This is a genomic window from Pseudomonas sp. 57B-090624 (assembly GCF_003234055.1).
Classification (GTDB): Bacteria; Pseudomonadota; Gammaproteobacteria; order Pseudomonadales; family Pseudomonadaceae; genus Metapseudomonas; species Metapseudomonas tohonis.
Genome location: NZ_QKRU01000054.1, coordinates 25,358 through 49,810 on the forward strand (window position 1 = coordinate 25,358; position 24,453 = coordinate 49,810).

Consider the following 24,453-nt stretch of genomic DNA (forward strand, 5'->3'; position numbering starts at 1 on the left):
CCATCGATGTCATCACTGGAAATCGTCGCCGTCATCGTCAACATCCTCGGCGTCTGGCTCACCGCCCGGCGCATCCGCTGGTGCTGGCCGGTCAGCGTGGTCGCGGTGCTGCTCTATGCCTGGATCTTCTTCGGCGTGAAGCTCTACTCCGACATGCTCCTGCAACTGGTCTTCGCCGTGCTGCAAGGCTACGGCTGGTGGCGCTGGAGCAGCGGCCAGAGCGTCGGCGGCAAGGTCCGCGTCGAGCGCCTGCCCCCGCGCGAGGCCGTTCTCAGCCTGCTCGCCGGCCTGCTCGGCGCCGTGCTGCTGGGCAGCCTGATGCACCTTTTCACCGATGCCGCCGTGCCCTGGGTCGACGCCCTGCTCACCGCCTTCAGCCTGGTGGCCAGCTTCTGGGCGGCGCGCAAGTACCTGGCGAGCTGGGGGCTGTGGATCATCCTCGACATCGCCTACGTCGGCCTCTTCCTCTACAAGGACCTGCAACTCACCGCCGCGCTCTACGCCGGCTTCGTGGTGCTCGCCGGCTATGGCCTGCACGCCTGGCGCAAGGACCTGCGGCACCAGGAGCAGCCGCTGGCAGCGGCTGCCGAGGCAACGGCGTGAACGGCGCGCTGCTGAACCCGTCGCGCCCCTCGTTCGTCACCGAGTCCTTGCCCCAGGGCGGTTGGCGAGCATCACTGCCCCACTACCTGCGCATCCGCGACCAGTTGGTGACGGACCTGGCCGAAGGCGTCCTCCCCAGTGACAGCAAGCTGCCGGCGGAGCGTGAGCTGGCCGAGCGCTTCGGCTGCACCCGGGTGACCCTGCGCCAGGCCTTGCAGCTGCTGGAGACGGACGGCCTGATCTACCGCCAGAACCGAAGGGGCTGGTATGTGAGCCCGCCGCGCATCCGCTACGACCCCACCGGCATCATCGGCTTCATGGAATACGTGGCGGCCCAGGGGCGCGTGCCGCGCACCGAATGCCTGCACGCCGAACGCCGCCCCGCCGGCGCCTGGCTGGCCAAGCGCATGGGCCTGGAGCACCCCGAGGAGCCGGTCTTCTACCTGCAACGGCGCCGCTGGGTCGACCAGCGCCCGGTGCTTCTGGAATGCAACGTGCTGCTGGTGGACTGGTGCCCCGAGCTGCTCCGCACCGACCTCAACACCTCGCTCACCCGCCTGCTGCGCGAGCGCTTCGGCCGCGTGCAGTCACGCAGCGAACTGCTCATGCATCCGGAAACGATGAACGATGTCCAGGCCGAGCTGCTGCAGGTCTCGCCGGGGTCCGGCAGCTTCTACCTGGAGCGCCTGAGCTACGGCGAGCACGGCCAACCCGTGGAGTTCGACCAGGAATTCTGGCGACCGGACTCCCTCGCCGTGGTCCTCGGCACCCGGCATCCGGAAGCGATCCGGCACCCATGAGTCAGTGCGACGTACAACGGCGGGGCCGCCCCTGGTCGACAGCCCCTAACGCCGCGACCGGCGCTGCGCCAGGTAGTCGAGGATGGCCGGCGCGTCACCGGCGAACTCGATGCGCGTGCCCTTGTTCTCGCGCTGGTAGGCGTACATCGGGTCGTAGTACTCGCGCAGCAGCCCCTCGATCCAGCCACGGTGGAGATCCACCACACCACGGCGACGCTGCTCGTCCAGGGCCGCCTGCATGATCAGCCGCAGGCGCTGGTAACGTTCGCCGCCGAGGCGCTTCTGGATGTTGTCGAGGCTCTGCAGCAGGCGCTCGGCGAAACGCTCGAAACCCTGCTCATCGCCGTGCACGGCGCGGAATTCGCCGGCCAGGTCGATCACGTAGTCCTTGAGAATGCGTTCGATGCGCCCTTCGAGGCTGTCCTCCAGCCATACCAGCGGGAAATGCTGCATGCCCTGGTGCAACGACAGCGGCAGCGAGCACATGCCGATCATGCGGCTTTCGTCCTCCAGCACGAACTGCTGCTGGCCTCGCGCCCGGCGCTTGAGCAGGTCGATGGCCAGGCGGTTCTCGAAGTCGATCTGCGAGGGTTGCAAGGTCGCACGCTTGCCGAAGCTGGAGCCACGGTGGTTGGCGTGGCCCTCCAGGTCGACGCTGTCGGCCAGGGCCTTGACCACCTCGGTCTTGCCGGTGCCGGTCATGCCGCCCACGACGACGAACTCGCACTCGGCCACGGCACGGTCCAGGGTCTCGATCAGGAAGGTCCGCATCGCCTTGTAGCCGCCGATCACGCGCGGGTACTCGATGCCGGCTTCCTTCAGCCACTGCTGCACGATCTGCGACCGCAGGCCGCCCCGGAAGCAATAGAGGTAGCCCTCGGGGTGGGCCTTGGCGAAGGCCGCCCAGGCCTCCACCCGTTGCGCCTTGACCTTGCCGGACACCAGTTGGTGGCCGAGCTCGATGGCGGCCTGCTGGCCCTTCTGCTTGTAGCAGGTGCCGACCTTCTGCCGCTCCAGGTCGGTCATCAGGGGGAGGCTGACGGTGCCGGGAAAGGCGCCCTTGGCGTATTCCACCGGGGCACGCATGTCCATCATCGGGACATCGTTGAGAAAGAGCTCGCGGTAGTCGGTGGTGTTGTCACGCATCACAGCACCTCGACCGCGTGTCCCTGTCGCTCGACCAGTTGGCCGATGGGCGAGAGGTCCAGCCGCAGCTCGGCGGCCACGGCGAGGAACTCGGCCTCGCCCTCGGGCGCCACCGCCACCAGCAGGCCACCGCTGGTCTGCGGGTCGCACAGCAGGTCCCGCTGCGCGTCGGAGATCGGCGCGATCCTGTCGCCATAGCTGTCGAAGTTGCGCTGCGTCCCGCCGGGCACGCAACCTTCCGCCAGGTAATGCTCGACGCCCGGCAGGCGCGGCACGCTGGCGTAATCCAGCCGGGCCGTGAGGCCGGCACCGTCGGCCATCTCCACCAGGTGGCCGAGCAGGCCGAAGCCGGTGACGTCGGTCATGGCACGGACGCCCGCCAGGCGGCCGAAGCGCGAACCGGGGGTATTGAGGGTGCACATCCAGTCCCGCGCCAGGCCGACGTCCTGCTCACGCAGCCGGGCCTTCTTCTCGGCGGTGGTGAGGATGCCGATGCCCAGCGGCTTGGTCAGGTAGAGCCTGCAACCGACGGTTGCGGTGTCGTTGCGCTTCATGTGCGCCTTGTTCACCACGCCGGTCACGGCCAGGCCGAAGATCGGCTCCGGCGCGTCGATCGAGTGGCCGCCGGCCAGCGGGATGCCCGCCGCATCGCACACCGCGCGGCCTCCCCGGATCACCTCGCGAGCCACCTCCGGCGACAGCAGGTTCACCGGCCAGCCGAGGATGGCGATGGCCATCAAGGGGTCGCCGCCCATGGCATAGATGTCGCTGATCGCGTTGGTCGCGGCGATGCGGCCGAAGTCGTAGGGGTCGTCGACGATGGGCATGAAGAAATCAGTGGTGGAGACCACCCCGCGCTCCTCGTCCAGGGCGTACACCGCAGCATCGTCGCGCGAGGCATTGCCGACCCACAGGCGCGGGTCGAGGTTCTGCGCGCCGCTGCCGGCCAGGATCACGTCCAGCACCTTGGGGGAAATCTTGCAGCCGCAACCGGCGCCATGGCTGTACTGGGTCAAACGGATCGGCTCGCTCATTGCACACCTCGTGATTCTGATGGCGGCGGATTTTAGCAAAGCTGGCGTTTCGCACCTCCCTCCCTATAATCGCCGCCGATTCGGCTACCCTCTGCAAGCGCGCCCGGCGCGTGACTGCGAACCTTTTCCGCCATTGAACCGGAGAATCTTCATGCTCAAGCGCATCCTGGCCGCCACCGCCGGCCTCGCCCTGTCCCTGTCCACGCTGGCCACCCAGGCCGCCGACGTGCTGCGCGTCAGCGCCATCCCCGACGAATCCCCCACCGAGCTGCTGCGCAAGTTCGAGCCGCTGGGCGCCTACCTGGAAAAAACGCTGGGCATGCAGGTCCAGTTCGTCCCGGTCGCCGACTACCCGGCCGTGGTCGAGGCCCTGGCCACCGACCGCCTGGACCTGGCCTGGCTGGGCGGCTTCACCTTCGTCCAGGTGCGCCTGAAGACCGGCAACGCCATCCCGCTGGTGCAGCGCGAGCAGGATGCGCAGTTCACCAGCAAGTTCATCACCGCCAACCCGGAGGTGAAGTCGCTGGCCGACCTCAAGGGCAAGACCTTCGCCTTCGGCTCCATCTCCTCGACCTCGGGCAGCCTGATGCCGCGCTACTTCATGCTCAAGGACGGCATCAAGCCCGAGCAGTACTTCAGCCGCATCGGCTATTCCGGCGCCCATGACGCCACCGCCGCCTGGGTCCAGGCCGGCAAGGTGGACGGCGGCGTGCTGAACGCCAGCGTGTGGGACAAGCTGGTCGCCGCCGGCAAGGTCGACACCGCCAAGGTCCGGGTGTTCGCCACCACACCGGCCTACTACGACTACAACTGGACCGTGCGCGGCACCCTCGACCCGGCCCTCGCCGAGAAGATCAGGAAGGCCTTCCTCGCCCTCGACCCGGCCAACCCGGAGCACAAGGCGATCCTCGACCTGCAGGCCGCCAGCCGCTTCATCGAGACCAACCCGGACAACTACAAGGGCATCGAGGAAGCCGCCCGCGCCGCCGACCTGCTGAAATGAGCCTGCGCCTCGAAGGCGCCTGCCTGCAGCACGGCAATGGGGTCCACGCCCTGCGCGGCGTCGACCTGGGCATCGCCAGCGGAGAACGGGTCGCCATCATCGGCCCCTCAGGCGCAGGCAAGTCCAGCCTGCTGAACCTGCTCGCCACCGCCCTGCAGCCGAGCGCGGGCCATGTGGAGGCGCTCGGGCAGAACCCCTGGCAGCTGTCGTCCCGTGCCCGGCAGCATCTGCGCTCACGCATCGCCCTGATCCACCAGTCGCCACCCCTGCCGCCACGGCAGCGGGTGGTCACCGCCGTGCTCGCCGGCAAGCTCGGCCAATGGGGGCTGGGTCGCAGCCTGCTCAACCTGCTGCATCCACTGGACATCCCCGGTGCGCGCGCCGCGCTGGCGCGCCTGGACCTGGCCGACAAGCTCTTCGCCCAGTGCCAGCAGTTGTCGGGCGGCCAGCTGCAACGCGTCGGCATCGCCCGGGCGCTGTACCAGGCGCCGGAACTCCTGCTCGCGGACGAGCCGGTTTCCGCGATGGACCCGGTGCTCGCGGACCACACGATGCGCGTGCTCTGCCAGCACGCCGAGGCCCATGGCATGACGCTGGTGGCCAGCCTGCATGCCGTGGAACTCGCCCTGTCGCACTTCCCGCGCATCGTCGGCGTGCGCGAGGGGCGCATCGCCTTCGATCGCCCGGCCGGCGAGGTCGACCAGGCGCTGCTCGACGCCCTCTACGCCAATGAGCAGTTGCAGTCTCCGCCGCCCCAGGCCGTGACCCTGCAGGTGCAGATACCCCGATGCTGAGGGCCGACCACCGCGACCCTGCCACCCTGCCCCGCCTGCTGCTGGCGCTGCTGGCGGTGGCGCTGCTGTGGCCCGGCATCCGCCTGGCCGAACTGGACCCCGGCGTGCTCCTGGCCGCGGACAGCCAGAGCGAGATGGGCCGCTTCCTCGCCGGCTTCTGGCCGCCTGCCCACGACCCGGCCTTCCTGAAGCTGCTGCTGGACGCCACCCTGCAGACCCTGGCCATCGCCACCGCCGGCATGGTCCTGGCGCTGCTGGTCGCGGTGCCCGCCGGCCTGCTCGCCAGCCGCGCCCTGTCGCTGTCGGCGGCCTCCCGGGGCGGCCATCCCGGCATGCTCGGCCGGGCAGTGCGCTGGCCGGTACGGGTGCTGCTCATCATCCTGCGCAGCGTGCCGGAAATCGTCTGGGCGCTGCTGTTCGTGCGGGCCGTGGGCCTCGGCCCGACCGCAGGCGTGCTGGCCATCGCCATCACCTATGCCGGCATGCTCGGCAAGGTCTACGCGGAAATCCTCGAGTCGGTCGACCAGCGCCCCATGCATGCCCTGCTGCAGGGCGGCGCCGGGCGCCTGGGCGCCTTCTTCTACGGCCTGCTGCCGAACGCCGCCGCCGAGCTGACCTCCTACACCGTGTACCGTTGGGAGTGCGCCATCCGCGCCTCGGTGGTGATGGGGTTCGTGGGTGCTGGCGGCCTGGGCCAGCAGATCGACCTGTCGCTGCGCATGTTCGCCGGCGGCGAGGTGGCGAGCATGCTGCTGACCTTCTTCCTGCTGGTGCTGCTGGCGGACCTGCTCAGCCGCGTGCTGCGTGGGAGGCTGGCATGAAGCGCCTGGTCGACACCGCCCTGCTGCTGGCGATCCTCGCCGCCGTCATCGCCTCCTTCCTCTACCTGGGCCTGGACCTGCCGGCCCTGGGTGAGGCGGGAAACCTCAAGCAGATGGGGGCGTACGTGATGCGTTTCCTGCAGCCCGACCTCAGCGACTCCCACCTGCTGGCCATCGCCCGGGGCGCGCTGGAGACCCTGGCCATGTCGGCCCTGGGCACGCTGCTCGCCGCGCTGCTGGGCCTGCTGCTGGCGCTGCCCGCCGCCGGGCGCTTCGGCACGCTGCCACAGGGCCTGACCCGCCTGCTGCTCAATGGCCTGCGGGCGATACCCGAGCTGGTCTGGGCGGCGCTGATGGTGCTCGCCGCCGGCCTCGGGCCCAACGCCGGCACCCTGGCCCTGGCCCTGCACACGGCGGGCGTGCTCGGCCGCCTGTTCGCCGAAGCGCTGGAGAACACGCCGAGCGCCCCGGCCGAAGCCATCCGCCTGCAAGGCGGCGGCCAGATCGCCGCCTTCTGCTACGGCACCCTGCCCAACCTGTGGCCGCAGCTGCTGGCCTACTCGCTGTACCGCTGGGAAAACAACATCCGCATGGCCAGCGTGCTCGGCTTCGTCGGTGCCGGCGGCCTGGGGCAGATGCTCTATGTCAGCCTCAGCCTGTTCCAGGAAGCCCGCGCCAGCACCGTGATCCTGGCCATGCTGGTGCTGGTGCTCGCGGTCGACGCCCTGAGTGGCTGGACCCGCCAGCGCTGGGTGCGGGCCTAGCGCCTGCCGCGTCGGCGTCGCCTGCTGGCGCCATCAACCGAACGAGGGCATCGGCCCCAGCGAATGCAGGACCCAGGCGATCCCGCCCGCTGCGGCGAGGCCCAGCACCGCGATGCCGATGAACAGCCATTTCAGGACCTTCGGCAGCACGGACGGCCTGGGTCCGGGCCCCCGGGCCTGCAGCGCCCGCCGCGCATCCTCGGCGCATCGCGTGCACGGGCGGTGCACCTCGAAGACGAGGAACCCGCAGTGATCACAGACCTTCATGGCCGGCCATCGCGGCCGGGCGTGGAGACGGGTGAGGTCACTTCAGCTCCAGCAGGCGGGTGGCCTGGGAGGCGTCGTCCACGGACAGGTGGATCACGCCGGGACGGGTCGGGAAGTTCGGCGAATCGTCATCGGTGTTCTCCATCACCGGGATGTCGATCAGGGTCTTGTCGCCTGCGGGGTCGCTGACCAGCCTGGCGTCGAGTTTCTCGATCGAGCGCCAGCTGTCGCCACCGATGCGCACCACGTCGATCAGGCTGTAGTGCGGCACGCCTTCTTCGTTCGCCTCCGGGGTGAAGGCCGCCAGGAACTGGGCGTAGTTGTTGCCCATGCCGAAGCCTTCGACGGTGAACACCGCCAGGGTGACCTGGCTTTCCTCGCCGGTATCCAGGGTCTGGGTCATGGTCGCCTCGGGGTAGCCGGTGGCGTAGCTGTCCCTGAGCAGCTCCACCAGGCGCCCGACCTGCTCCTCCAGCGCCTTGGGCACCGGTTCCGGGTCGGCGGCGAGGGCCAGGGAAGAGGCGAGAAGCAGGCTGAGGGGCAACAGGCGCAATTTCATCAGGTGGGGTCCGCAATGGCCGGAGGGGCGTTCTGGCGCGGATGTTAGCGTCCGTCGAGGAAATTACCGCCGACCAGTGCTCGCCCCGCTGCGATGGGCCTGCACCGCCGCGCCAGTCAGCGGGCTTTGCGCAGCCTGTCCAGGCGCTCCAGGGTCGTCGCGTCCGCACCGGGGCCGGGGCGAAGGCCCAGGTCCTTCAGGCCGAGCGGCACACCCTCACTGTCTACCAACTGCAAGGGCGCGAGGGGCGCCCCGGTCTTCCGGTTGATGGGGATCAGCGGGGGCCCCTCCGGCAGCGGATTCCATTCATCCCCCCACTGGAGCATGGCGATGATGATGACGTGCAGGGCCCGGCCCTTGTCGGTCAGGGTGTATTCGGTGCCGGTGCCGACCGGTGTCTTGATGATGATCGAGTGTTCCTGAAGCAGCTTGAGGCGCTTGGAGAGGATGCCCTTGGAAATCTCCAGGTTGCGCTGGAACTCGTCGAACTTCGTAGTTCCCCAGAGCAACTCGCGGATGATCAGCAGGTTCCACCAGTCGCCGAGCACGTCCGTGGAACGGGCGATGGAACAGTTTCGATCTTCGAACGTGACTCTTTCCACGGTGAAGTCTCCGTCGTGGGTGAGGTTGAGCGGTTATCGAGAAAGCGATTGACAGGTTTCATGATAGCACCTAGTTTTCCGCCCCATGGTTCTTTCATAGAACCTAATGAAAATCTTCCCTTCGAGGTCTATTCATGATCAAGCAACTCCTGGGTGCGACGACCTTCCTCGTCGTCGCGACCGCACAGGCCGCACCCCAAGACACCTGCATCACCAACGAACTGGACGAGAGCGTGATCACCGCAGAACTGGCGCTGGCGGTGGGCAATTGCCATATGGCCCGTGCCACCCAGGACGGCAGCGTAGCGGCACTGGAATACGCCCACAGCTGGTTCCAGCAGGCCCAGAAGCTCGGCGCACGCGAGGCCCGCAAGCACCTGGCTGCGGTCGAACGGCAGCTGGAGCAAGCGGGGCATGCAAATGACTAAGCCACGCGTGCTCTGCGCCCTGATGGCCGCAATGGCACTGGCGGCCAGCTTCACCGCCGCCGCCGAAGCGCTCACACCACTGGGTGCCGAGGCGGCCGGTAACGCCGACGGGTCCATCCCCGCATGGACCGGCGGGTTCAGCCGCGGCATCACCTGGAGCGACATCCCGAAGCAGTTCGTCGACCCCTTCGCCGGCGATCCGGTGAAGTTCTCCATCGACGCCAGCAACTATGAAACCTACCGGGACAACCTGACGCCCGGGCAAATCGAGCAGTTGCGCCGCAACCCGGACGGCTACCGGCTGAACGTCTACGAAACCCGGCGTACCGCCCGGTATCCCGAGCATGTCTACGAGGCGGCGCGCAGGAACGCGCAGACAGCCAGGCTGGCACCCGGTGGCAACGGGGTGCTCGACTACGAGGGCTACGTGCCTTTCAGCCACCCCAAGAGCGGCGTGGAAGTGCTGTGGAATCACTTCATGCGATACCGCGGCGGCAGTCTGTTCCGCGAACACACCCAGGTGATCACCCAGCCGAGCGGTGCGTTCAGTGAGGTCCGGCTCGAAGACCGCGCCGCCTGGCCGGAAAACCTGACCGGCTTCGACCCGGTGCGCGATGCCAACATCATGATTTTCTCGACCCAGAAAGTGACGGCCCCGGCGCGCCTGGCAGGCAACATCCTGCTGGTGCACGAAACCGTCGACCAGGTTGCACAACCGCGCCTCGCCTGGCTCTACAACTCCGGGCAGCGGCGCGTCAGGCGCGCGCCGCAAGTCGCCTACGACGGCCCCGGCACCGCAGCGGACGGCCTGCGCACCTCCGACAACTACGACATGTACACGGGCTCGCCCGATCGCTACGAGTGGGTGCTCGAAGGCAAGCAGGAACTCTATATCCCCTACAACAACTACCGCCTGACCAGCCATGAGCTCACCTCGGCCAAGCTGATCGAGAAGGGCCACCTCGCACCGCAATACCTGCGCTATGAAAAACACCGGGTGTGGAAGGTGGTCGGCACGCTGAAGCCGGGGATGCGCCACATCTATGCCAAGCGCGTGTTCTATATCGACGAGGACACCTGGCAGATCGCCCTGGCGGAGCACTACGACAGCCGTGGTGAACTGTGGCGCTTCTCCGAGGGCTTCCACGTGCAGTACGACTACGCCGATACGCCCTGGTACGCCGGTGAGGCGATCTATGATTTCAGCAACAACCGCTACCTGGTGTTCGGCCTGATCTACAACAGCGCGCAACCCATCACCTTCGGCTTCAAGGCGAGCAAATCGGAGTTCACTCCCGCCGCCCTGAGAGCACAGGGCATCCGCTGAACCCGCACCTCCACACTCAACCCTCGAGCCGCGCGCAGGCCGATAGCGCCCGCGCGGCTGAACAGGTGAAACCATGAAAGCCTTCGTCATCGAACGTTATGGAAAGCAGGAGCGCCTCAAGCCTGCGGATGTGCCGGAGCCGACGCTCGGCGAGCACGATGTATTGGTGCAGGTCCACGCCGCCAGCATCAATCCGCTGGACATCAAGCTCAAGAGTGGCGCTCTCAGGCGGGTTGTGCCCCTGCGCCTGCCGCTCGTGCTGGGCAACGACCTGGCCGGCGTGGTGAGCCAGGTCGGCGCCAGGGTCACGGGCTTCAAGCCGGGCGATGAAGTCTATGCACGCACCGACACCGCGCGCATCGGCGCCTTCGCCGACCGCATCGCCGTATCCGAGGCCAACGTCGCCCCGAAGCCGGCCGGCCTGAGCATGGAGCAGGCGGCCTCCCTCCCCCTGGTAGCCCTCACCGCCTGGCAGGCGCTGGTGGAGAAGGCCAACCTGCAGAAAGGCCAGAAGGTATTCGTGCATGCGGGCTCAGGCGGGGTCGGGAGCATCGCGATCCAGTTGGCCAGGCACCTGGGCGCCAGCGTGGCGACCACCACCAGCACGGCCAATGTCGCGCTGGTGAAAAGCCTTGGCGCCGACATCGTCATCGACTACCGCAAGGACGACTTCGAGAAGATCCTGCGTGGCTACGATGTGGTCCTGCACAGCCTGGGCACGGATGAGCTGGAGAAATCCTTGAGCGTGCTCAAGCCGGGTGGCCTGCTGATCTCCATCTCGGGCCCGCCGGACCCCGACTTCGCCAGGAGCGCCGGCATGCCCAAGCTGGTGCAGCTGATCATCCGCCTGATCAGCCGGAAGATCCGCAAGCAGGCCAGCCGGCACCAGGTCCGCTACTCGTTCCTGTTCATGCAGCCCAGCGGCAGGCAGCTGCGCAGGCTCGGCGAGCTCATCGGCGAGGGTGCGATCCGGCCGGTGATCGACAAGGTCTTTGCCTTCGAGGACACGGACGAGGCCCTGGCCTACGTCGAGACGGGCCGCGCCAGGGGAAAGGTCGTGGTCAGGGTCCAGCAGCCCGTGCCCGCAGCCACACCGGTGCCCATCGCCCAATGACGAGGCCGCCGCCCGTGCGATGGCACGGGCGGCGTGCCCAGGTGCAGCTATCGCAGCGGCGCCTCCGCCTCGCGCAGGTGCTCGCTCAGGCCGTCGCAACTGGCCGACCAGTCCTGCAGCCACCCTGGCAACGCCGGCGATTCGTCCACGCCCAGTTCACGCGCGAACTCAGCGGGCGCCACGGTGCCCTTGGGGCCGCGGAACAGCCCCCGCATCACCACCACCGCGATCACCCGCTGGTCCTTGACGAAGCGGTGCTCCATGAAGCTCCACTTCTCATCCCAGCCCAGCATCCGCGAGTGGACCTCGAAACGCTCGAACAGCTTCAGCTCGCGGCGGAACTTGCCCCACACATCACCCACGATGGGCAGCGCGCGATGCCGCAACGCCACGCGATAGGCGCCGCTGCGCAATACGTAGTCCATCCGCCCGATGTCGGCCAGGGTGAAATAGCGGCCATTGGTGACATGCCGGTTGAGGTCCAGATCCAGCGGCCATACGCGTAGCCGCACCACGGTGGTGGCGAGCCCGTGTACGGGTTTGCGCCAGGGGCGGCGCAGCAGCATCAACAGAAGGCGAAACCATAGGTTCATCTAGCGAACACCTGTTTGAACGACGAGTGCCGCACTCTAGAGCGCGCGGTTGCGATAAGGTAGGTGCACAAATGACTAATACCATGCGACTTGCGCAAGAGAATCCCCATGCACGTCACGCTCCTGCTCGCCCAGTACAGTTCGCACGCCAGCGCCGCCCTGGCGCTGGAGATACTGGATGCGGCCAATCGCTTCGCCGCCCCCGCCCCCGCGCCATTCACCCTGAGCGTGGCTTCGCTGGACGGGCAGCCGGTGGCCAATGCCTCGGGTCGGACGATGGCGGTGGACGCCGCAATCGATGACGTGGCGCGAACCGACCTGGTGCTGATTCCCGGCTTCCTCTTCAGCCTGCGCGAGGCCCTGCCGGCTTTCGAACGGTATCGCCCCTGGCTGCGCCGCCAGCACGGGCAGGGCGCGGTCATCGCGTCGATGTGCACGGCCAGCTTCATGCTCGCCGACACCGGGCTGCTCGACGGCATCGAGGCCACCACCCACTGGGCCTTCGCCGACCTGTTGCGCCGTCGCTACCCGGAGGTCCGGCTGGACGAGCGGCGCATCCTCTGCGAGGACGGCCGCCTCATCAGCAGCGCCGGTGCCAGCGCGGCCATGGACCTGCTGCTGCACCTGATCCGCCGCTTCGCCTCGCGCGAGCTGGCCCAGCAGTGCAGCCGCTACCTGCTGATCGACGGCACGCGCAGCGAGCAATCGGTCTATGTCAGCTGGTCGATGCCGCGTGGCCATGGCGACGAGGCGGTGCTGCGCGTGCAGGACTGGATGGAGGCCAACTTCACCGCCCCCCTGGGCATCGACGAACTCGCCGCGCGCTTCGGTTTCGGCGTGCGCAACTTCAAGCGGCGCTTCAAGGAGGCCACCGGCTCCACGCCGCTGGCCTACCTCCAGGCCCTGCGCCTGGAGAAGGCCAAGCAGTTGCTGGAGACCACGCGCCTGGGCTTCGACGAGATCACCAGCCGGGTGGGCTACGAGGACAGCAACTCCTTCCGGCGCCTGTTCAGCCAGCGTGTCGGCATTTCCCCGGCAGCCTTCCGCAAGCGCTTTTTCCGGGCCTCATGACCGCGCCCCGGCCTCCGGGGGTTGACTTCCGTCGGGCGGACGGCTTCCATGCCGTCCCCCTGAAAGGCAGGCATCACGCGCCGCCCGGCGTAAACTGCCCGCCTGGCCACACCGCCCTCCTTCACCGCTCGACTCCTTACGCCGGTATCCCGCATGGAAATCAAGGTCAACTTTCTCGACAACCTCCGCCTCGAAGCCAAGTTCGACGACTTCACGGTGATCGCCGACCAGCCGATCCGCTACAAGGGCGACGGCTCGGCCCCGGGGCCGTTCGACTACTTCCTGGCCTCCTCGGCCCTGTGCGCGGCGTACTTCGTCAAGCTGTACTGCCAGACCCGCGACATCCCCACCGACAATATCCGCCTGTCGCAGAACAACATCGTCGACCCGGAGAACCGCTACGCGCAGATCTTCAAGATCCAGGTGGAGCTGCCGGCCGACATCTCCGAGAAAGACCGCCTGGGCATCCTCCGCTCCATCGACCGCTGCACGGTGAAGAAGGTGGTGCAGCAGGGCCCCGAGTTCATCATCGAAGAGGTGGAGAACCTCGACGCCGACGCCCAGGCGCTGCTGATCCCCACCAGTAGCGGCCAGCGCACCTGCATCCCCGGCAAGGACCTGCCGCTGGAAGAGACCATCGCCAACCTCTCCGGCCTGCTCGCCGGGCTGGGCATGAAGATCGAGATCGCCTCCTGGCGCAATATCGTGCCCAACGTCTGGTCGCTGCACATCCGCGACGCCAGCTCGCCGATGTGCTTCACCAACGGCAAGGGATCGACCAAGGAAAGCGCCCTCGCCTCGGCCCTGGGCGAGTTCATCGAGCGGCTGAACTGCAACTTCTTCTACAACGACCAGTTCTGGGGCGAGGACATCGCCAACGCCGACTTCGTCCACTACCCGAACGAGCGCTGGTTCAAGCCCGGCCCGAAGGACGCCCTGCCGGCCGAGATCCTCGACGAACACTGCCTGGCGATCTACAACCCGGACGGCGAGCTGCGCGGCTCGCACCTGTACGACACCAACTCCGGCAACACCGCGCGCGGCATCTGCTCCCTGCCCTTCGTGCGCCAGTCCGACGGCGAAACGGTGTACTTCCCGTCCAACCTGATCGAGAACCTCTACCTCAGCAACGGCATGAGCGCCGGCAACACCCTGGCCGAAGCCCAGGTGCAGTGCCTGTCGGAGATCTTCGAGCGGGCGGTCAAGCGCGAAATCCTCGAAGGCGAGCTGGCCCTGCCGGACGTGCCCCAGGCCGTGCTGGCCAAGTACCCCGGCATCCTGGCCGGCATCCAGGGCCTGGAGGAACAGGGCTTCCCCGTGCTGGTGAAGGACGCCTCCCTGGGCGGTGAATTCCCGGTGATGTGCGTGACCCTGATGAACCCGCGCACCGGCGGCGTGTTCGCCTCCTTCGGCGCCCACCCGAGCTTCGAGGTGGCGCTGGAGCGCAGCCTCACCGAGCTGCTCCAGGGCCGCAGCTTCGAGGGCCTCAACGACCTGCCGCAACCGACCTTCGAAAGCCACGCGCTGACCGAGCCGAACAACTTCGTCGAGCACTTCATCGACTCCAGCGGCGTGGTGTCCTGGCGCTTCTTCAGCGCCAGGGCCGACTTCGAATTCGTCGAGTGGGATTTCTCCGGCCAGGGCGAGGACAGCAACGCCGAGGAGGCCGCCACCCTCTTCGGCATCCTCGAAGACATGGGCAAGGAGGTGTACATGGCGGTCTACGACGACCTCGGTGCCAACGCCTGCCGCATCCTCGTGCCCGGCTACTCGGAGATCTACCCGGTGGAGGACCTGATCTGGGACAACACCAACAAGGCCCTGCTGTTCCGCGCCGACATCCTCAACCTGCACCGCCTGAGCGACCGCGAACTGAAGTCGCTGCTGCGCAACCTGAACAACACCGAGGTCGACGACTACACCGACATCACCACGCTGATCGGCATCGAGTTCGACGACAACACCGTCTGGGGCCAGCTGACCATTCTGGAGCTGAAGCTGCTGATCCACCTGGCGCTGAAGAAATTCGAAGACGCCAAGGAACTGGTGGAAGCCTTCCTCCAGTACAACGACAACACCGTCGAGCGCGGCCTGTTCTACCAGGCCCTGAACGCGGCGCTGGAAGTGACCCTGGACGACGACCTGGACATGGCCGACTACGAGGCCAACTTCCGCCGCATGTTCGGCAACGAGCGCATGGACGCGGTGCTGGGCTCGCTGGACGGCAGCGTGCGCTTCCACGGCCTGACGCCGACCAGCCTGAAACTGGAAGGTCTGGACCGGCACCTGCGCCTGGTGGAGAGCTACAAGAAGCTGCATGCGGCGCGGGCCAGGGCAGCGGCAGCCAACTGACCGGGCAGCCGCAATACGCGAGCCTCGGCTTGCGAGGAGATGGGGTCGGTGGCCCCCGCGTTCGCGGGGGTGACGCGGCAGGAGCCGGCCATGGCCGAGGCGCTCGAAGCGCGTCGCCTGACCTCCCGACGACGCTCACTCAGGGCGTGGGGGCCTCCCCCCGGAAGCGCCGCAGCTCCTCGCGGGTCACCTTGCGGTCACCGTCCGAGTCCGCCAGCAGCATCAGTGCGACCGAGGCGTCCGCATACTCCTGCCCCGTCACCTTGCCGTCGTGGTTGGCATCCCAGTATTCCAGCGTCTTCTGCGCCACCGAGTTCAACACCGGTGCCGGCCAGGCCATGTCCGGACCGCTCTCGGCGACCATGTTCGCGGCGATCTCGTCCACGCCCACCACTCCGTCGCCGTCGCGATCGATGGCCGCGAAAGCCGCCGGCGCCGCGGCCTGCGCCTCCGCCACGGAGATCGCGCCATCACCGTCGGTGTCCTGCGAGCGGAAGATCGCCTCGACTTCGGCCGCCATCCCATGGGGGGTGAACAGCAGCAGGGCGAACAACAGGTACACGAGGGAAGAACGCATGGCGGGCCCATCCTTTGCCGAGGTGGCAGCCGGACGCCACAGGCACCCCGCTGGTGAGCGCTGGAATCTAGAGGCGCCATGGGCGGGGGGTCAATTAGCACACTCGCACTAGCCCAGGGCCGTGCGGGTCAGGAGCCGTTGTCGGGCGCCCGGCCCCTGTCCATCGCCTGGGTGACGCCCTGCCGCCTTCTCCTACAGGTACCAGCGGTATTCGTTCGCCCCGATTTCCTGCATGAAAGCCAGGTGGTCCTGCCGCTTGTTCTCGCAGTAGATATCGACGAACTCCGCCCCCAGTCCCTCGCGCAGTTCCGGCCGGTGCTGCATGGCGCGAGCCGCCTCGATCATGTCCTGCGGGAACGCGAGGCCGCCGACCTGGCTTTCCTCCGGCTCACGCTGGCGCTCCAGGCCGATCTCCATCCCGCAGAGGATGGTCGCCAGCACCAGATAGGGATTGGCGTCGGCACCGGCCAGCCGATGCTCGATGCGCAGGTTACCCGGGTCCGATTCTGGAATCCGCAGGCAGGCGTTACGGTCCTCGTAGCCCCAGCCAGCCCAAACCGCACCGCGGTAGCGGCGCAGGGCGTTGTGGTTCGGCGCGAAGACGGGCATGCAGTGGGGCAGCAGCTCCAGGCAACCGGCTACCGCATGCCGCAATGCCGACTGCCGTCCTGCCGCCAGCAGGTTGTCGCCCGCTTCGTCGTAGAGGCTGACATGTACGTGCATGCCGCTGCCCGCGTGCTGCAGGTAGGGCTTGGCCATGAAGCTGGCGCGGTAGCCATGCTTGAGCGCCACGCCTCGGGTGCTGCGACAGAACAGGGCCGCCCAGTCGGCAGCCCGCAGGCCGTCGGCGAGGTGGCTGAAATTGATCTCGAACTGGCCAGGTCCACGCTCGGCGGTGATGGCCGTGGCGTCGATACCCTGGGCCCGAGCCGTTTCGACCATCTCATCGAGCACGACTGAAAAGCGCGACAGGCGTTCGATGTGCATGTTCGGCTGGTCGTCCGCATCGCCCGTCAGCGGATCGCGAGGGAATTGCGGCAGGCCGTCGCTCAACTGGGCGGCGAACAGATAGAACTCCAGTTCAAAGGCCACCACCGGATGGATGCCCTTGCCCCGCAGGCGCGCCAGGACCCGCGCGAGCACCTCACGGGGCTCGAAGGCGATGGGAGCCTCGGTGCCCTCGGAAGTGATCAGCATCTGCCCCAGCGGCTGCGCTTCCCAGCCAACCCGCTTCAAGGTGCCGGGAACCAGGCGACGCCGGGCGTCGGGGTCGCCATCATTGAAGCAGTACCGGCCGATCTGGAACATCCCGCCCTGCGCCCCCAGCAACACACAGTTCTGCGGCAGCTTGAGGGCACTTCCGGCCGCCACCTTCTCGAGCAGCTCAACGGGATAGCGTTTGCCGTAGAAATGCCCCGGGATATCCAGGGAGATCAGATCGACATGGCGCACCTGCGGGTGCTGCGCACGAAAGGCGCGCACCTCGGCCAGCAGGTCGGGGCAGAGGGAATCCACGTTTGTTTCTCCTTGGATCCGCATCAGGGGGCCCGGACAGGGTCCCGGGTCACCGGGTCCATCGAACGCCGCAATGCCGCCCAGGCTGAGGGAGCATTCGCCGCCCTCGGTGCCGACACGCTGCATCGGACGGACGCCACTCCAGCACCCGTCGTCGGGCACGGACTGACGACATCGGCCCCAGCAAGGTTCATCGGCTCACCGGGGGCTGCGGCCTTGCCACGCGGTTCGTGCCAGGGACTCTGAGCGGCGGGGCTGGACGGCCCCTGCCCAGCGCTGCGCGGGTGTGGGTAGGCGTCGACGGGCGTAGCGATCGCCGCCGCCAGGAGGAAGGCAAGGCCCGTGAGCAGGCCTCGAGGCATGGAGTTCAACATGGATCACGTCTTCCCTGGGTAGCCGGGCAGGCCTGCGCAAGGTGCGAGGCTGGGCCCGATGGGTCGCACCGAGAATCCGCCGCTACTGCGTTACGAAGCTAGATGGCCAGGACGGCACGCCATAAAGAATGCGTAGAAACCGCCGCCAGCGGCCGACCCGTCAGGCGCCTGGGGCAACAGGTCAACTTGCATGGCGGGAGGCGGCTCTGAGCACCTCGCCCTGCACCCGCAGGTACTCCGACGGCGCCACGGCTTCCCATTGCCTGAACGCCCGCCTGAAGTTGGCCACGTCGCTGTAGCCGAGCAACTGGGCGATCTCCTCCACCGAGAGCCGCCCGGCCCTGATGCGCTCCAGGGCGAGCGCATCAGGGCCTCCTTGAGTACCTGCCTGAAGCTGCTGCCCTCGGCCAGCAGGCGGCGGTGCATCCGTCCCTGCCCCATCAGCCGGAAGGGAACCGTGCGGATCAGGAGCCGTTATCGGGCGCCCGGCGCCTTTCCGCCGCCTCCGACGGCCTGTACGCCATGCCCACCGAGCGCGGCGCGGTATGAACGAACCCGAACTGCGCATACAGGTCCTGCGCCTGGCCGTCTGCGATGAGGCTGACATAACCGCTCGCCGGAACATGGGCTTGGAGGTACGTCAGGATCTCGCCCATGATGCGTTTCCCCAGGCCCTTGCCCTGGTGCTCCTTGAGGACGGCGATGTCCACAACCTGGAAGAAACAGCCGCCATCACCGATGACCCGCCCCATCCCGACGGGCTGTTCCCCATGCAGGACCTGGACGGCGAAGAGCGTATTGGGCAGCCCCCGGGCCGCAGCTTCATCGGTCTTGCCGCTAAGGCCGGAACCCAGGCGCAGGGCCTGGTAGACCTGGACCGATGGGGTTTTCAGCAGGCAGGCATAGTCAGTCAATCGAGTCACCGTATTCGAGTTTGATAGGGCCGGTTCGGGCGCAGAGGCAAACAGAACCAGCAACTGGATGGCCCGCCGTCGACTTCAGCACGGAGCGTCGAAAAGGGTCCACGTTTCCTGATGACATATCGCCATCCATTCAGCTACTTTCCGTAAGTTAGGCACCGGAGCCAGCCAAAGGAATGCACGATATATGAATGCAGCTACCAGCAGGCCTCACGCCAAACCCAAAGCGCTCGCTGTAATTTCCATATCATGATGCCGCTCATAAGAATGGCATTGCTGGCAACCTACCATCGCCTGGCATTGGTGACATCGCCGGCAGATGAGTTTGCCTGAGACACCCTGACATCCCCCTTCAACCACAACGCCCCGGCGCTCGAAATGATCACGCATATTCCCGCTCTTGAGTTCATGCAACATCTGGCCGGTACGTACAGATCGCTCGATGATGCAGCTCTATTGCAGATAACGCGCTCGGGACACGGCCAGATGATTGAGCTCCGCATGAGGGACAAGGTGCAAATGGCTGGAGTTGTTGGTGCCGCTGGCCAATCTGTTGAGCTGTTTGCTCTGTTCGGTTTCCCTAACGTTATCCACTTGAGCGGGCAACTTAAGTCGAAATCGGATATTGCATTCGAAGCTTCGGATCTTCCGGTAAACCTGCTGCTTTCCCGTGATGGATACACCCTTACTCTCACCATATCTTTCGGCGGCACACCACGCACTCAGCATGTGCTGAAGCGTGTCTAGCTCAAGCTGAACCGGGCCGCGTAGCGGCTAGCGCCGGGCTTGCACGTCCACCGCCCGGAGAAACTCGGCCGCCAGGTGATGCGCCCACGAGCGCGCGGTGAAGCCGGCGAGGTAGGCGCAGTGGCTGCCCCGCCGGGTGACCGCCAGCACGGTCCTGGGCATGCGTGCCATGGCGTGCTGGTGGTCGCGCACGTTGCCCACCACGCACACCGGATCATCCTCGGCGTTGAGCACCAGCAGCGGGATGCTCACCGTCTCCATCACCGTGATCGGGTTGCAGCTCTCCAGGTAGGCCTGCTGGCTGGGGTAGCCCGCGCACTCGTACAGGTGGCGGTGGAACTCATCCAGGCTCTGCGCGCCCTCCAGGGCGGCCAGGCTGGGCAGGTGCGCCAGTGCCTCGCGGTTGGGGGTGACGAACTGGCGCACCAGCTTGCGCGCCATCAGGCGGGTGTAGGGCGCGCGCGAGCGGGCGAAGGCCACGCGGATGTCGTAGCCCGGGCAGTAGGCGAAGGCGCCGCGCAACGGTGTCGCCTCGCCCTCCTCGCCCAGGTAGCGGATCAGCAGCCCCGTGCCGGCGGAAATACCGGCGGCGTAGAGCGGCGAGCGGGGGTAGCGCTCGCCGATCAGGCGCAGCTGTTCGCGCAGGTCCGCCGTGTCGCCCAGGGTGTTGAAGCGCGGGCTGGTCAGCGGCAGCCGGCCGTGGCCACGGCGCTCGCAGAACACCACGCGCCAGCCGGTGAGCCGCTGCAGGTCCCGCACGAAGCCGCGCATGCTGTGGGGCGAGCCGGTGATGGTGTGCAGCACCACCAGGGTCGGCACCTCCGCCGGCAGCTCGGCGCCGAGCCAGTGCAGCGCCGTGGTGCCGCCATCGGCCATGCGCAGGGTGTCGACCCGGTCGTAGGCCAGGCGCGGGGCGAAGGCCTTCTTCAGGCCCAGGCCAAGCAGTTGCAGGTGGCCGTTGAACAGCCAGGGCGTCGCCCAGAAGCGCCGGGTGAGGCGCGGCACCTGGGCGATCAGCGCCTGGTTCTCCGGGTTGGCCTGATAGACCAGCTCCGGCTTGCGCGCCGCCGTACGCAGGTAGTGGGCGCCGAGCCCGACCGCCAGCACGGGCAAGGCGGTGATCCAGATCGACATCGGAACTCCTCAATCAGAAAGAAACCTGCCCGGCATGGGCCCATGCCCGCTCAGGTGCACAGCTGGGCCCGGAGTATCTTGCCGATGGACGGCTTGGGCAATTGCGCGCGGCACCCGATGCGCCTGGGCACCTTGTAGGCGGCCAGCCGCTCGACGCCCTGCGCGCGTCCGGGGCGAACGCCGCGAGGTTGCCGGCGAGCGGCCCGCGATGACGAGCCGCCCGCGCCGCGTTACAGCAGGATTTCGATGTCCCCGGTGGGGAACGCCACGCAGGCATAGATCCAGCCGAAGTCACGGTCGGACTGGCGCAGATGCGCCTCCTGCGGGTTGAACACGTTGCCTGCCACCAGCTTGACCCGGCACAGGCTGCACTCGCCCGAGCGGCAGGCGTTCTCCACGAAGTAGCCGTTGCGCTCCAGGGCATTGAGCAGGGGCTCGCCGACCTGGCTGCGGAAGCTGCCACGGCCGCGCACGGTGACCTGCACCTCATCCTCCAGCGCCACGCCCGCCGGCCAGCCGGCCTGCTCGTGCGGAGTCTTCGGCGCACCGTTGGCCTCGACCCGGATGCGCCGCCGGGCCACGCCCAGCTCGCCGAGCAGTGCCACGCAGCTGTCGTTGAACGGCGTCGGCCCGCAGATGTAGTACATCCGCTCGCCGACCTCGCCCAACAGCGCCTGGAGCGTCTCCAGGGTCAGGCGACCGCTGTGCCCGGCATAGTCTGCCGGCGGGCGCGAGATGACTTCGCTGAGGGTGAAGTTGGCATGGCGCGCGGCCAGTTCGCGCAGCTCCTCGGCGAAGATCACGTCGTCCACATGGCTGTTCACGTAGACCATGTGCAGGCGCTGCGGCGGCTGGCGGTCGAGGATGTTCAGCAGGATGCTGCGGGCCGGCGCCGCGCCCGAGCCACCGGCGAGGAACACCAGGTCGTCGCCATGGAACAGCGGGTTGTGGTGGAAGGTGCCCATCGGCCCGGAGCTGGTCAGGCGCTGCCCCACGCTCACGCCATCGAGCAGGTAGTGGGAGACGAAGCCGCCCTGGGCCCGCTTCACCGTCAGGTCGTAGTGCATGCGCTGCAGCGGCGAGGAGGACATGGCGTAGGGCCGGGCCGTGTGCACGCCGTCGATCTCGACGAACAGGTTGACGTACTGCCCCGCCTGGAATGGCGGCAGCGGCTGGCCGTCGGCCGCCACCAGGCGCAGGGTGCGGGTGCTCGGGGTCTCGTCGATGATCTCGGCCACCTCCAGCGCCAGGCGCTTGGGGTGCAGCTGCACCACGGTGCTGCCCACCTCGCCGCGCACTTCCTGGAAGTCGCTGCCCCCCTCCTCCAGCGCCAGCTTGGCGGCGAAGGCCTCGGCATAGCCGGCGATCGCGTTCAACGGGTTGTGCTCAGGCATGGGCCACCTCTTTCTTCGCCTTCAGGTGCTTGAGTACGGCGCGGGCGGTGGATTCGCCGGCCATGTAGGTGGGCTGGAAACCGCCCATGGAGGTCCAGGCGCCGGCCATGTACAGGCCCGGCGCCGCGTCCAGGCGCTCGCGCAGCAGCGCCGAGTCCTGCGCGCTCTGCTGGAAGCCGTAGATGGCGCCGCCGGGCGTGTTGAGGTAGCGCATCATGGTCAGCGGCGTGGCCACCTCGACCTCTTCGATGTACTGGCGCACCTTCGGGTAGACCTTCTCGATCACCGCGATGAGCTTCTCGGCGAAGGCGTACTTGGTCTGCGCGTAGTCTTCCGGCTTCACCGACTTCCACACATCGCCGTATTGCAGGCAGACCAGCACCACCTGGCTCTTGCCCTCGGGGGCGGCGCTCGGGTCCTCCAGGTTATAGCAGGTGAGCATGCCGCCCAGCGGCGGCTCCAGGCTGCCCATGCGCGCGTGGATCTGCTCCTCGTCGAGGGTCTCGTAGATGAAGCTGGAGGCGGTGGTCACCCCCAGCTCCTGCGGCGTGCAGTCCAGGCCGAGGTAGATGACGAAGGCCGAGGTGCCCATGCGCCGAGACTTGAAGTCCTGCCGCACCTTCGACGGCGGCTGCGGCAGGTCGAGCAGCTCGTTGAAGGTGATCAGCGGGCTGGCGTTGGACACCACCGCGTCGCACCCGACCCGCTCGCCGCCTTCCAGGGTGACACCGCAGACGCGCCCCTCCTCGGTGTGGATCCGCTCCACGGCGCAGTTGAAGCGCACCTCGCCACCCGCTTCGAGGAAGGACCCCACCAGCGCGTTGGACATGGCCTGGGAGCCGCCCTTGATGTGCCAGGGTTTGAACACCGCATAGGCGTAGAGCATGGTCGCCAGGTCGGCGAAGGGCAGCATGCTCGGCGGCACGCCGAGGTAGAGCCAGTAGGTGGCGAGGATGTTCTTCAGCTTGGCGTCTGCGAAGAACTCGTCCAGCACCTCCCGCGCCGGGCGGAAGCCGTACTGCACGTAGTACGGGCACAGCGACCTGAGCATCGCCTCGCTGTTGCTGCGGCTGGCCTGCGGCAGGGTCATGAAGCTTTCCAGGGTGACCTTCTCGCACACCAGCATGAAGCGCTCGATGGCCTCGCTTTCGGCGGGGTACATGCCCTGCAGCAGGCGGCGGATGCCCGACCAGCTGGCCGGCAGGGTGACGTCCAGCTCACCGGGCACCACCAGGCGGTACAAGGCGTGCTCCTGGATGAACTGGACCTTGTCCAGCACCCCGAGCTTGTCGAAGAACGTCCGCATCACGAACGGCTTGTCCTCGGTGCCCAGGCCGCTGAGCTGGTGCAGCGCCACCTCGAACTCGAAGTTGCCGCGCACGAAGGAGGTCGCGCAGCCCCCGGGAATGTTGTGGCGCTCCACCAGCAGGGTGCGGCTGCCGCCCCGCTGCAGCGCAGTGGCGGCGGTCAGCCCGGCGTTGCCGGCGCCGATCACCACGGCGTCGTAATGCGTCATCGATCACCTCGAACTTATCAACGATAAGATTGGGTTGGAAAAAAGGCCTCAGAAGGTTTCCTGCAATTCGAGCAGGTCGGGGAACTGCGCCGGCGTACCCGCCGCCCGCGCCCCCACCGAGCGCAGGATGTCCTGCCCGCTGAGGATGGCGCTCTGCAGCAGGACGGTGTGCTGCAGGGATTCGTAGACGCCGTGGTCACGGCTGTAGAGCATCGCGCGCTTGATCCCGTTGATCGCCACCGGCGGGCGCTCGGCGATCCTGCGGGCGGCGGCGAAGGCCCCCTCCAGCAGCGCCTCGGGCGTGGCGAAGAGCTTGGCCAGCAGGCCCAGGCGGTAGGCTTCGGCGGCGCCCAGGGTGTCCCCGGTCAACGCCAGGTAGCGCGCCACGCCGGCCGGGATCAGCCGTGGCAGGCGCTGCAGCACGCCCAGGTCGGCCATCATGCCGACGTTGGTTTCCTCGATGCGGAAGGTGGCCGCCTCGCTGGCGAAGCACAGGTCACAGGCGGCGATCAGGTCGAAGCCACCGCCGATGCAGGCGCCCTGCACCGCCGCGATCACCGGGAAGCGCGCCTGCTCCAGGGCATTCAGCGCCCCCTGCATGCGCTCCAGGTTGACCTGCAGCAGCTCCCGCTCCTGCGGGCTGCTGGCATGGAATTCCTTGGCCGTGGAAAACATCTGCATGTCCAGGCCGCCGCAGAACGTCTTGCCCTGCGCCGAAATGACCAGCGCCCGCACCTGGCCGGAACGGCTCAGGCGCCCTACCGCTTCCGGCAGCTCGCTCCAGAAGGCCCGCGTCAGGCTGTTGGCCTTGTCGGGGCGATTGAGTTGCAAGTGGGCGACACCGCTGTCGATGCTGAGCGCGAAGCACGCATATCTTGAATCCATGGGATGCACCTCGGGGCTGAATGTTAGCGATGCTAAGATTTAAATCTTAGCACCGTCAAGATATTTCCCGATGCTAAGATCGCCCCGCCCCGAAGCCCCCGGAACAAAGGCCC

Annotated in this window: 26 protein-coding genes; 12 read left to right on the forward strand and 14 right to left on the reverse strand. The window is 67.4% G+C overall.

The window, feature by feature from the left end:
- Positions 1–6 precede the first annotated feature (6 nt).
- Both pnuC and DMX10_RS22820 read left to right on the forward strand, forming a co-directional pair.
- Positions 7–603: a nicotinamide riboside transporter PnuC gene (gene pnuC, locus DMX10_RS22815; RefSeq protein WP_111263227.1), complete on the forward strand. Its 597-nt coding sequence runs from the start codon at positions 7–9 to the stop codon at positions 601–603.
- Positions 604–677: 74 nt separating this feature from the next.
- Positions 678–1,403 (forward strand): UTRA domain-containing protein, encoded by a 726-nt coding sequence (locus DMX10_RS22820; RefSeq protein WP_111263251.1) that lies wholly within the window; start codon positions 678–680, stop codon positions 1,401–1,403.
- A 45-nt stretch (positions 1,404–1,448) separates the two neighbouring features.
- Here DMX10_RS22820 and mnmH read toward each other — a convergent pair whose 3' ends face one another.
- Complete coding sequence (gene mnmH / locus DMX10_RS22825) at positions 1,449–2,549, reverse strand: tRNA 2-selenouridine(34) synthase MnmH (RefSeq protein WP_111263228.1); 1,101 nt, start codon at positions 2,547–2,549, stop codon at positions 1,449–1,451.
- Positions 2,549–3,583 (reverse strand): selenide, water dikinase SelD, encoded by a 1,035-nt coding sequence (gene selD / locus DMX10_RS22830; protein WP_111263229.1) that lies wholly within the window; start codon positions 3,581–3,583, stop codon positions 2,549–2,551. The genes mnmH and selD overlap by 1 nt, the downstream gene beginning before the upstream one ends.
- A gap of 151 nt (positions 3,584–3,734) precedes the next feature.
- Between selD and DMX10_RS22835 the strand changes: the two genes are divergently transcribed.
- The 4 genes from DMX10_RS22835 to phnE are packed head-to-tail and all read left to right on the forward strand — an operon-like array spanning position 3,735 to position 6,965.
- On the forward strand, positions 3,735–4,586 hold the full coding sequence (locus DMX10_RS22835) for a putative selenate ABC transporter substrate-binding protein (protein WP_111263230.1): 852 nt from the start codon (positions 3,735–3,737) through the stop codon (positions 4,584–4,586).
- Entirely contained in the window at positions 4,583–5,380 is a 798-nt protein-coding gene (locus tag DMX10_RS22840) for a phosphonate ABC transporter ATP-binding protein (protein ID WP_111263231.1), read from the forward strand. The genes DMX10_RS22835 and DMX10_RS22840 overlap by 4 nt, the downstream gene beginning before the upstream one ends.
- Positions 5,374–6,201 carry an ABC transporter permease gene (locus tag DMX10_RS22845; RefSeq protein ID WP_111263232.1) on the forward strand — a complete coding sequence of 276 codons (828 nt, stop codon included), beginning with the start codon at positions 5,374–5,376 and terminating at the stop codon, positions 6,199–6,201. Before DMX10_RS22840 ends, DMX10_RS22845 begins: the two co-directional genes overlap by 7 nt.
- Positions 6,198–6,965: a phosphonate ABC transporter, permease protein PhnE gene (phnE, locus tag DMX10_RS22850; RefSeq protein ID WP_111263233.1), complete on the forward strand. Its 768-nt coding sequence runs from the start codon at positions 6,198–6,200 to the stop codon at positions 6,963–6,965. Before DMX10_RS22845 ends, phnE begins: the two co-directional genes overlap by 4 nt.
- Before the next feature lie 33 nt (positions 6,966–6,998).
- On the opposite strand, the gene DMX10_RS32590 is transcribed toward phnE, so the two are convergent.
- The 3 genes from DMX10_RS32590 to DMX10_RS22860 all read right to left on the reverse strand — a co-directional run bounded on the left by DMX10_RS32590 (position 6,999) and on the right by DMX10_RS22860 (position 8,393).
- Positions 6,999–7,232 (reverse strand): hypothetical protein, encoded by a 234-nt coding sequence (locus tag DMX10_RS32590; protein WP_146603051.1) that lies wholly within the window; start codon positions 7,230–7,232, stop codon positions 6,999–7,001.
- A 37-nt stretch (positions 7,233–7,269) separates the two neighbouring features.
- Positions 7,270–7,791: a hypothetical protein gene (locus DMX10_RS22855; RefSeq protein ID WP_111263234.1), complete on the reverse strand. Its 522-nt coding sequence runs from the start codon at positions 7,789–7,791 to the stop codon at positions 7,270–7,272.
- A 116-nt stretch (positions 7,792–7,907) separates the two neighbouring features.
- Positions 7,908–8,393: a helix-turn-helix domain-containing protein gene (locus DMX10_RS22860; protein ID WP_111263235.1), complete on the reverse strand. Its 486-nt coding sequence runs from the start codon at positions 8,391–8,393 to the stop codon at positions 7,908–7,910.
- Positions 8,394–8,527: 134 nt separating this feature from the next.
- On the opposite strand from DMX10_RS22860, the gene DMX10_RS22865 reads away from it, so the two are divergent.
- The 3 genes from DMX10_RS22865 to DMX10_RS22875 all read left to right on the forward strand — a co-directional run bounded on the left by DMX10_RS22865 (position 8,528) and on the right by DMX10_RS22875 (position 11,262).
- The gene (locus DMX10_RS22865; protein ID WP_111263236.1) at positions 8,528–8,821 is read left to right on the forward strand and encodes a hypothetical protein; all 294 of its coding nucleotides are present in this window, start codon (positions 8,528–8,530) and stop codon (positions 8,819–8,821) included.
- A complete protein-coding gene (locus tag DMX10_RS22870) occupies positions 8,808–10,148 on the forward strand; it encodes a DUF1329 domain-containing protein (protein WP_371921721.1) in 1,341 nt (446 codons plus the stop codon). The genes DMX10_RS22865 and DMX10_RS22870 overlap by 14 nt, the downstream gene beginning before the upstream one ends.
- 73 nt (positions 10,149–10,221) lie before the next feature.
- A complete protein-coding gene (locus tag DMX10_RS22875; RefSeq protein WP_111263238.1) occupies positions 10,222–11,262 on the forward strand; it encodes an NADP-dependent oxidoreductase in 1,041 nt (346 codons plus the stop codon).
- Positions 11,263–11,309: 47 nt separating this feature from the next.
- On the opposite strand, the gene DMX10_RS22880 is transcribed toward DMX10_RS22875, so the two are convergent.
- A complete protein-coding gene (locus DMX10_RS22880; protein ID WP_111263239.1) occupies positions 11,310–11,855 on the reverse strand; it encodes a thioesterase family protein in 546 nt (181 codons plus the stop codon).
- 108 nt (positions 11,856–11,963) lie between these two features.
- On the opposite strand from DMX10_RS22880, the gene DMX10_RS22885 reads away from it, so the two are divergent.
- Both DMX10_RS22885 and DMX10_RS22890 read left to right on the forward strand, forming a co-directional pair.
- Complete coding sequence (locus DMX10_RS22885; protein WP_111263240.1) at positions 11,964–12,926, forward strand: GlxA family transcriptional regulator; 963 nt, start codon at positions 11,964–11,966, stop codon at positions 12,924–12,926.
- Positions 12,927–13,079: 153 nt separating this feature from the next.
- Positions 13,080–15,278 carry an OsmC domain/YcaO domain-containing protein gene (locus tag DMX10_RS22890; protein ID WP_111263241.1) on the forward strand — a complete coding sequence of 733 codons (2,199 nt, stop codon included), beginning with the start codon at positions 13,080–13,082 and terminating at the stop codon, positions 15,276–15,278.
- A 139-nt stretch (positions 15,279–15,417) separates the two neighbouring features.
- Here the strand turns inward: DMX10_RS22890 and DMX10_RS22895 are convergent, their stop codons facing one another.
- From DMX10_RS22895 to DMX10_RS22910, 4 genes are all read right to left on the reverse strand, one after another.
- A complete protein-coding gene (locus DMX10_RS22895; RefSeq protein ID WP_111263242.1) occupies positions 15,418–15,855 on the reverse strand; it encodes an EF-hand domain-containing protein in 438 nt (145 codons plus the stop codon).
- A 192-nt stretch (positions 15,856–16,047) separates the two neighbouring features.
- Positions 16,048–17,394 (reverse strand): glutamine synthetase family protein, encoded by a 1,347-nt coding sequence (locus tag DMX10_RS22900; protein ID WP_178083000.1) that lies wholly within the window; start codon positions 17,392–17,394, stop codon positions 16,048–16,050.
- Between the two features lie 531 nt (positions 17,395–17,925).
- On the reverse strand, positions 17,926–18,312 hold the full coding sequence (locus DMX10_RS33720; RefSeq protein ID WP_371921722.1) for a helix-turn-helix domain-containing protein: 387 nt from the start codon (positions 18,310–18,312) through the stop codon (positions 17,926–17,928).
- Positions 18,209–18,658 carry a GNAT family N-acetyltransferase gene (locus DMX10_RS22910; protein WP_111263244.1) on the reverse strand — a complete coding sequence of 150 codons (450 nt, stop codon included), beginning with the start codon at positions 18,656–18,658 and terminating at the stop codon, positions 18,209–18,211. Before DMX10_RS22910 ends, DMX10_RS33720 begins: the two co-directional genes overlap by 104 nt.
- 384 nt (positions 18,659–19,042) lie before the next feature.
- Between DMX10_RS22910 and DMX10_RS22915 the strand changes: the two genes are divergently transcribed.
- Complete coding sequence (locus tag DMX10_RS22915) at positions 19,043–19,411, forward strand: hypothetical protein (protein WP_111263245.1); 369 nt, start codon at positions 19,043–19,045, stop codon at positions 19,409–19,411.
- A 27-nt stretch (positions 19,412–19,438) separates the two neighbouring features.
- On the opposite strand, the gene DMX10_RS22920 is transcribed toward DMX10_RS22915, so the two are convergent.
- From DMX10_RS22920 to DMX10_RS22935, 4 genes are all read right to left on the reverse strand, one after another.
- On the reverse strand, positions 19,439–20,545 hold the full coding sequence (locus tag DMX10_RS22920; RefSeq protein ID WP_111263246.1) for a YheT family hydrolase: 1,107 nt from the start codon (positions 20,543–20,545) through the stop codon (positions 19,439–19,441).
- 230 nt (positions 20,546–20,775) lie between these two features.
- The gene (locus DMX10_RS22925) at positions 20,776–21,939 is read right to left on the reverse strand and encodes an FAD-binding oxidoreductase (RefSeq protein ID WP_111263247.1); all 1,164 of its coding nucleotides are present in this window, start codon (positions 21,937–21,939) and stop codon (positions 20,776–20,778) included.
- Positions 21,932–23,455: an NAD(P)/FAD-dependent oxidoreductase gene (locus tag DMX10_RS22930; protein WP_111263248.1), complete on the reverse strand. Its 1,524-nt coding sequence runs from the start codon at positions 23,453–23,455 to the stop codon at positions 21,932–21,934. Before DMX10_RS22930 ends, DMX10_RS22925 begins: the two co-directional genes overlap by 8 nt.
- Positions 23,456–23,503: 48 nt before the next feature.
- On the reverse strand, positions 23,504–24,340 hold the full coding sequence (locus DMX10_RS22935; RefSeq protein ID WP_111263249.1) for an enoyl-CoA hydratase-related protein: 837 nt from the start codon (positions 24,338–24,340) through the stop codon (positions 23,504–23,506).
- Between the last annotated feature and the right edge of the window lie 113 nt (positions 24,341–24,453).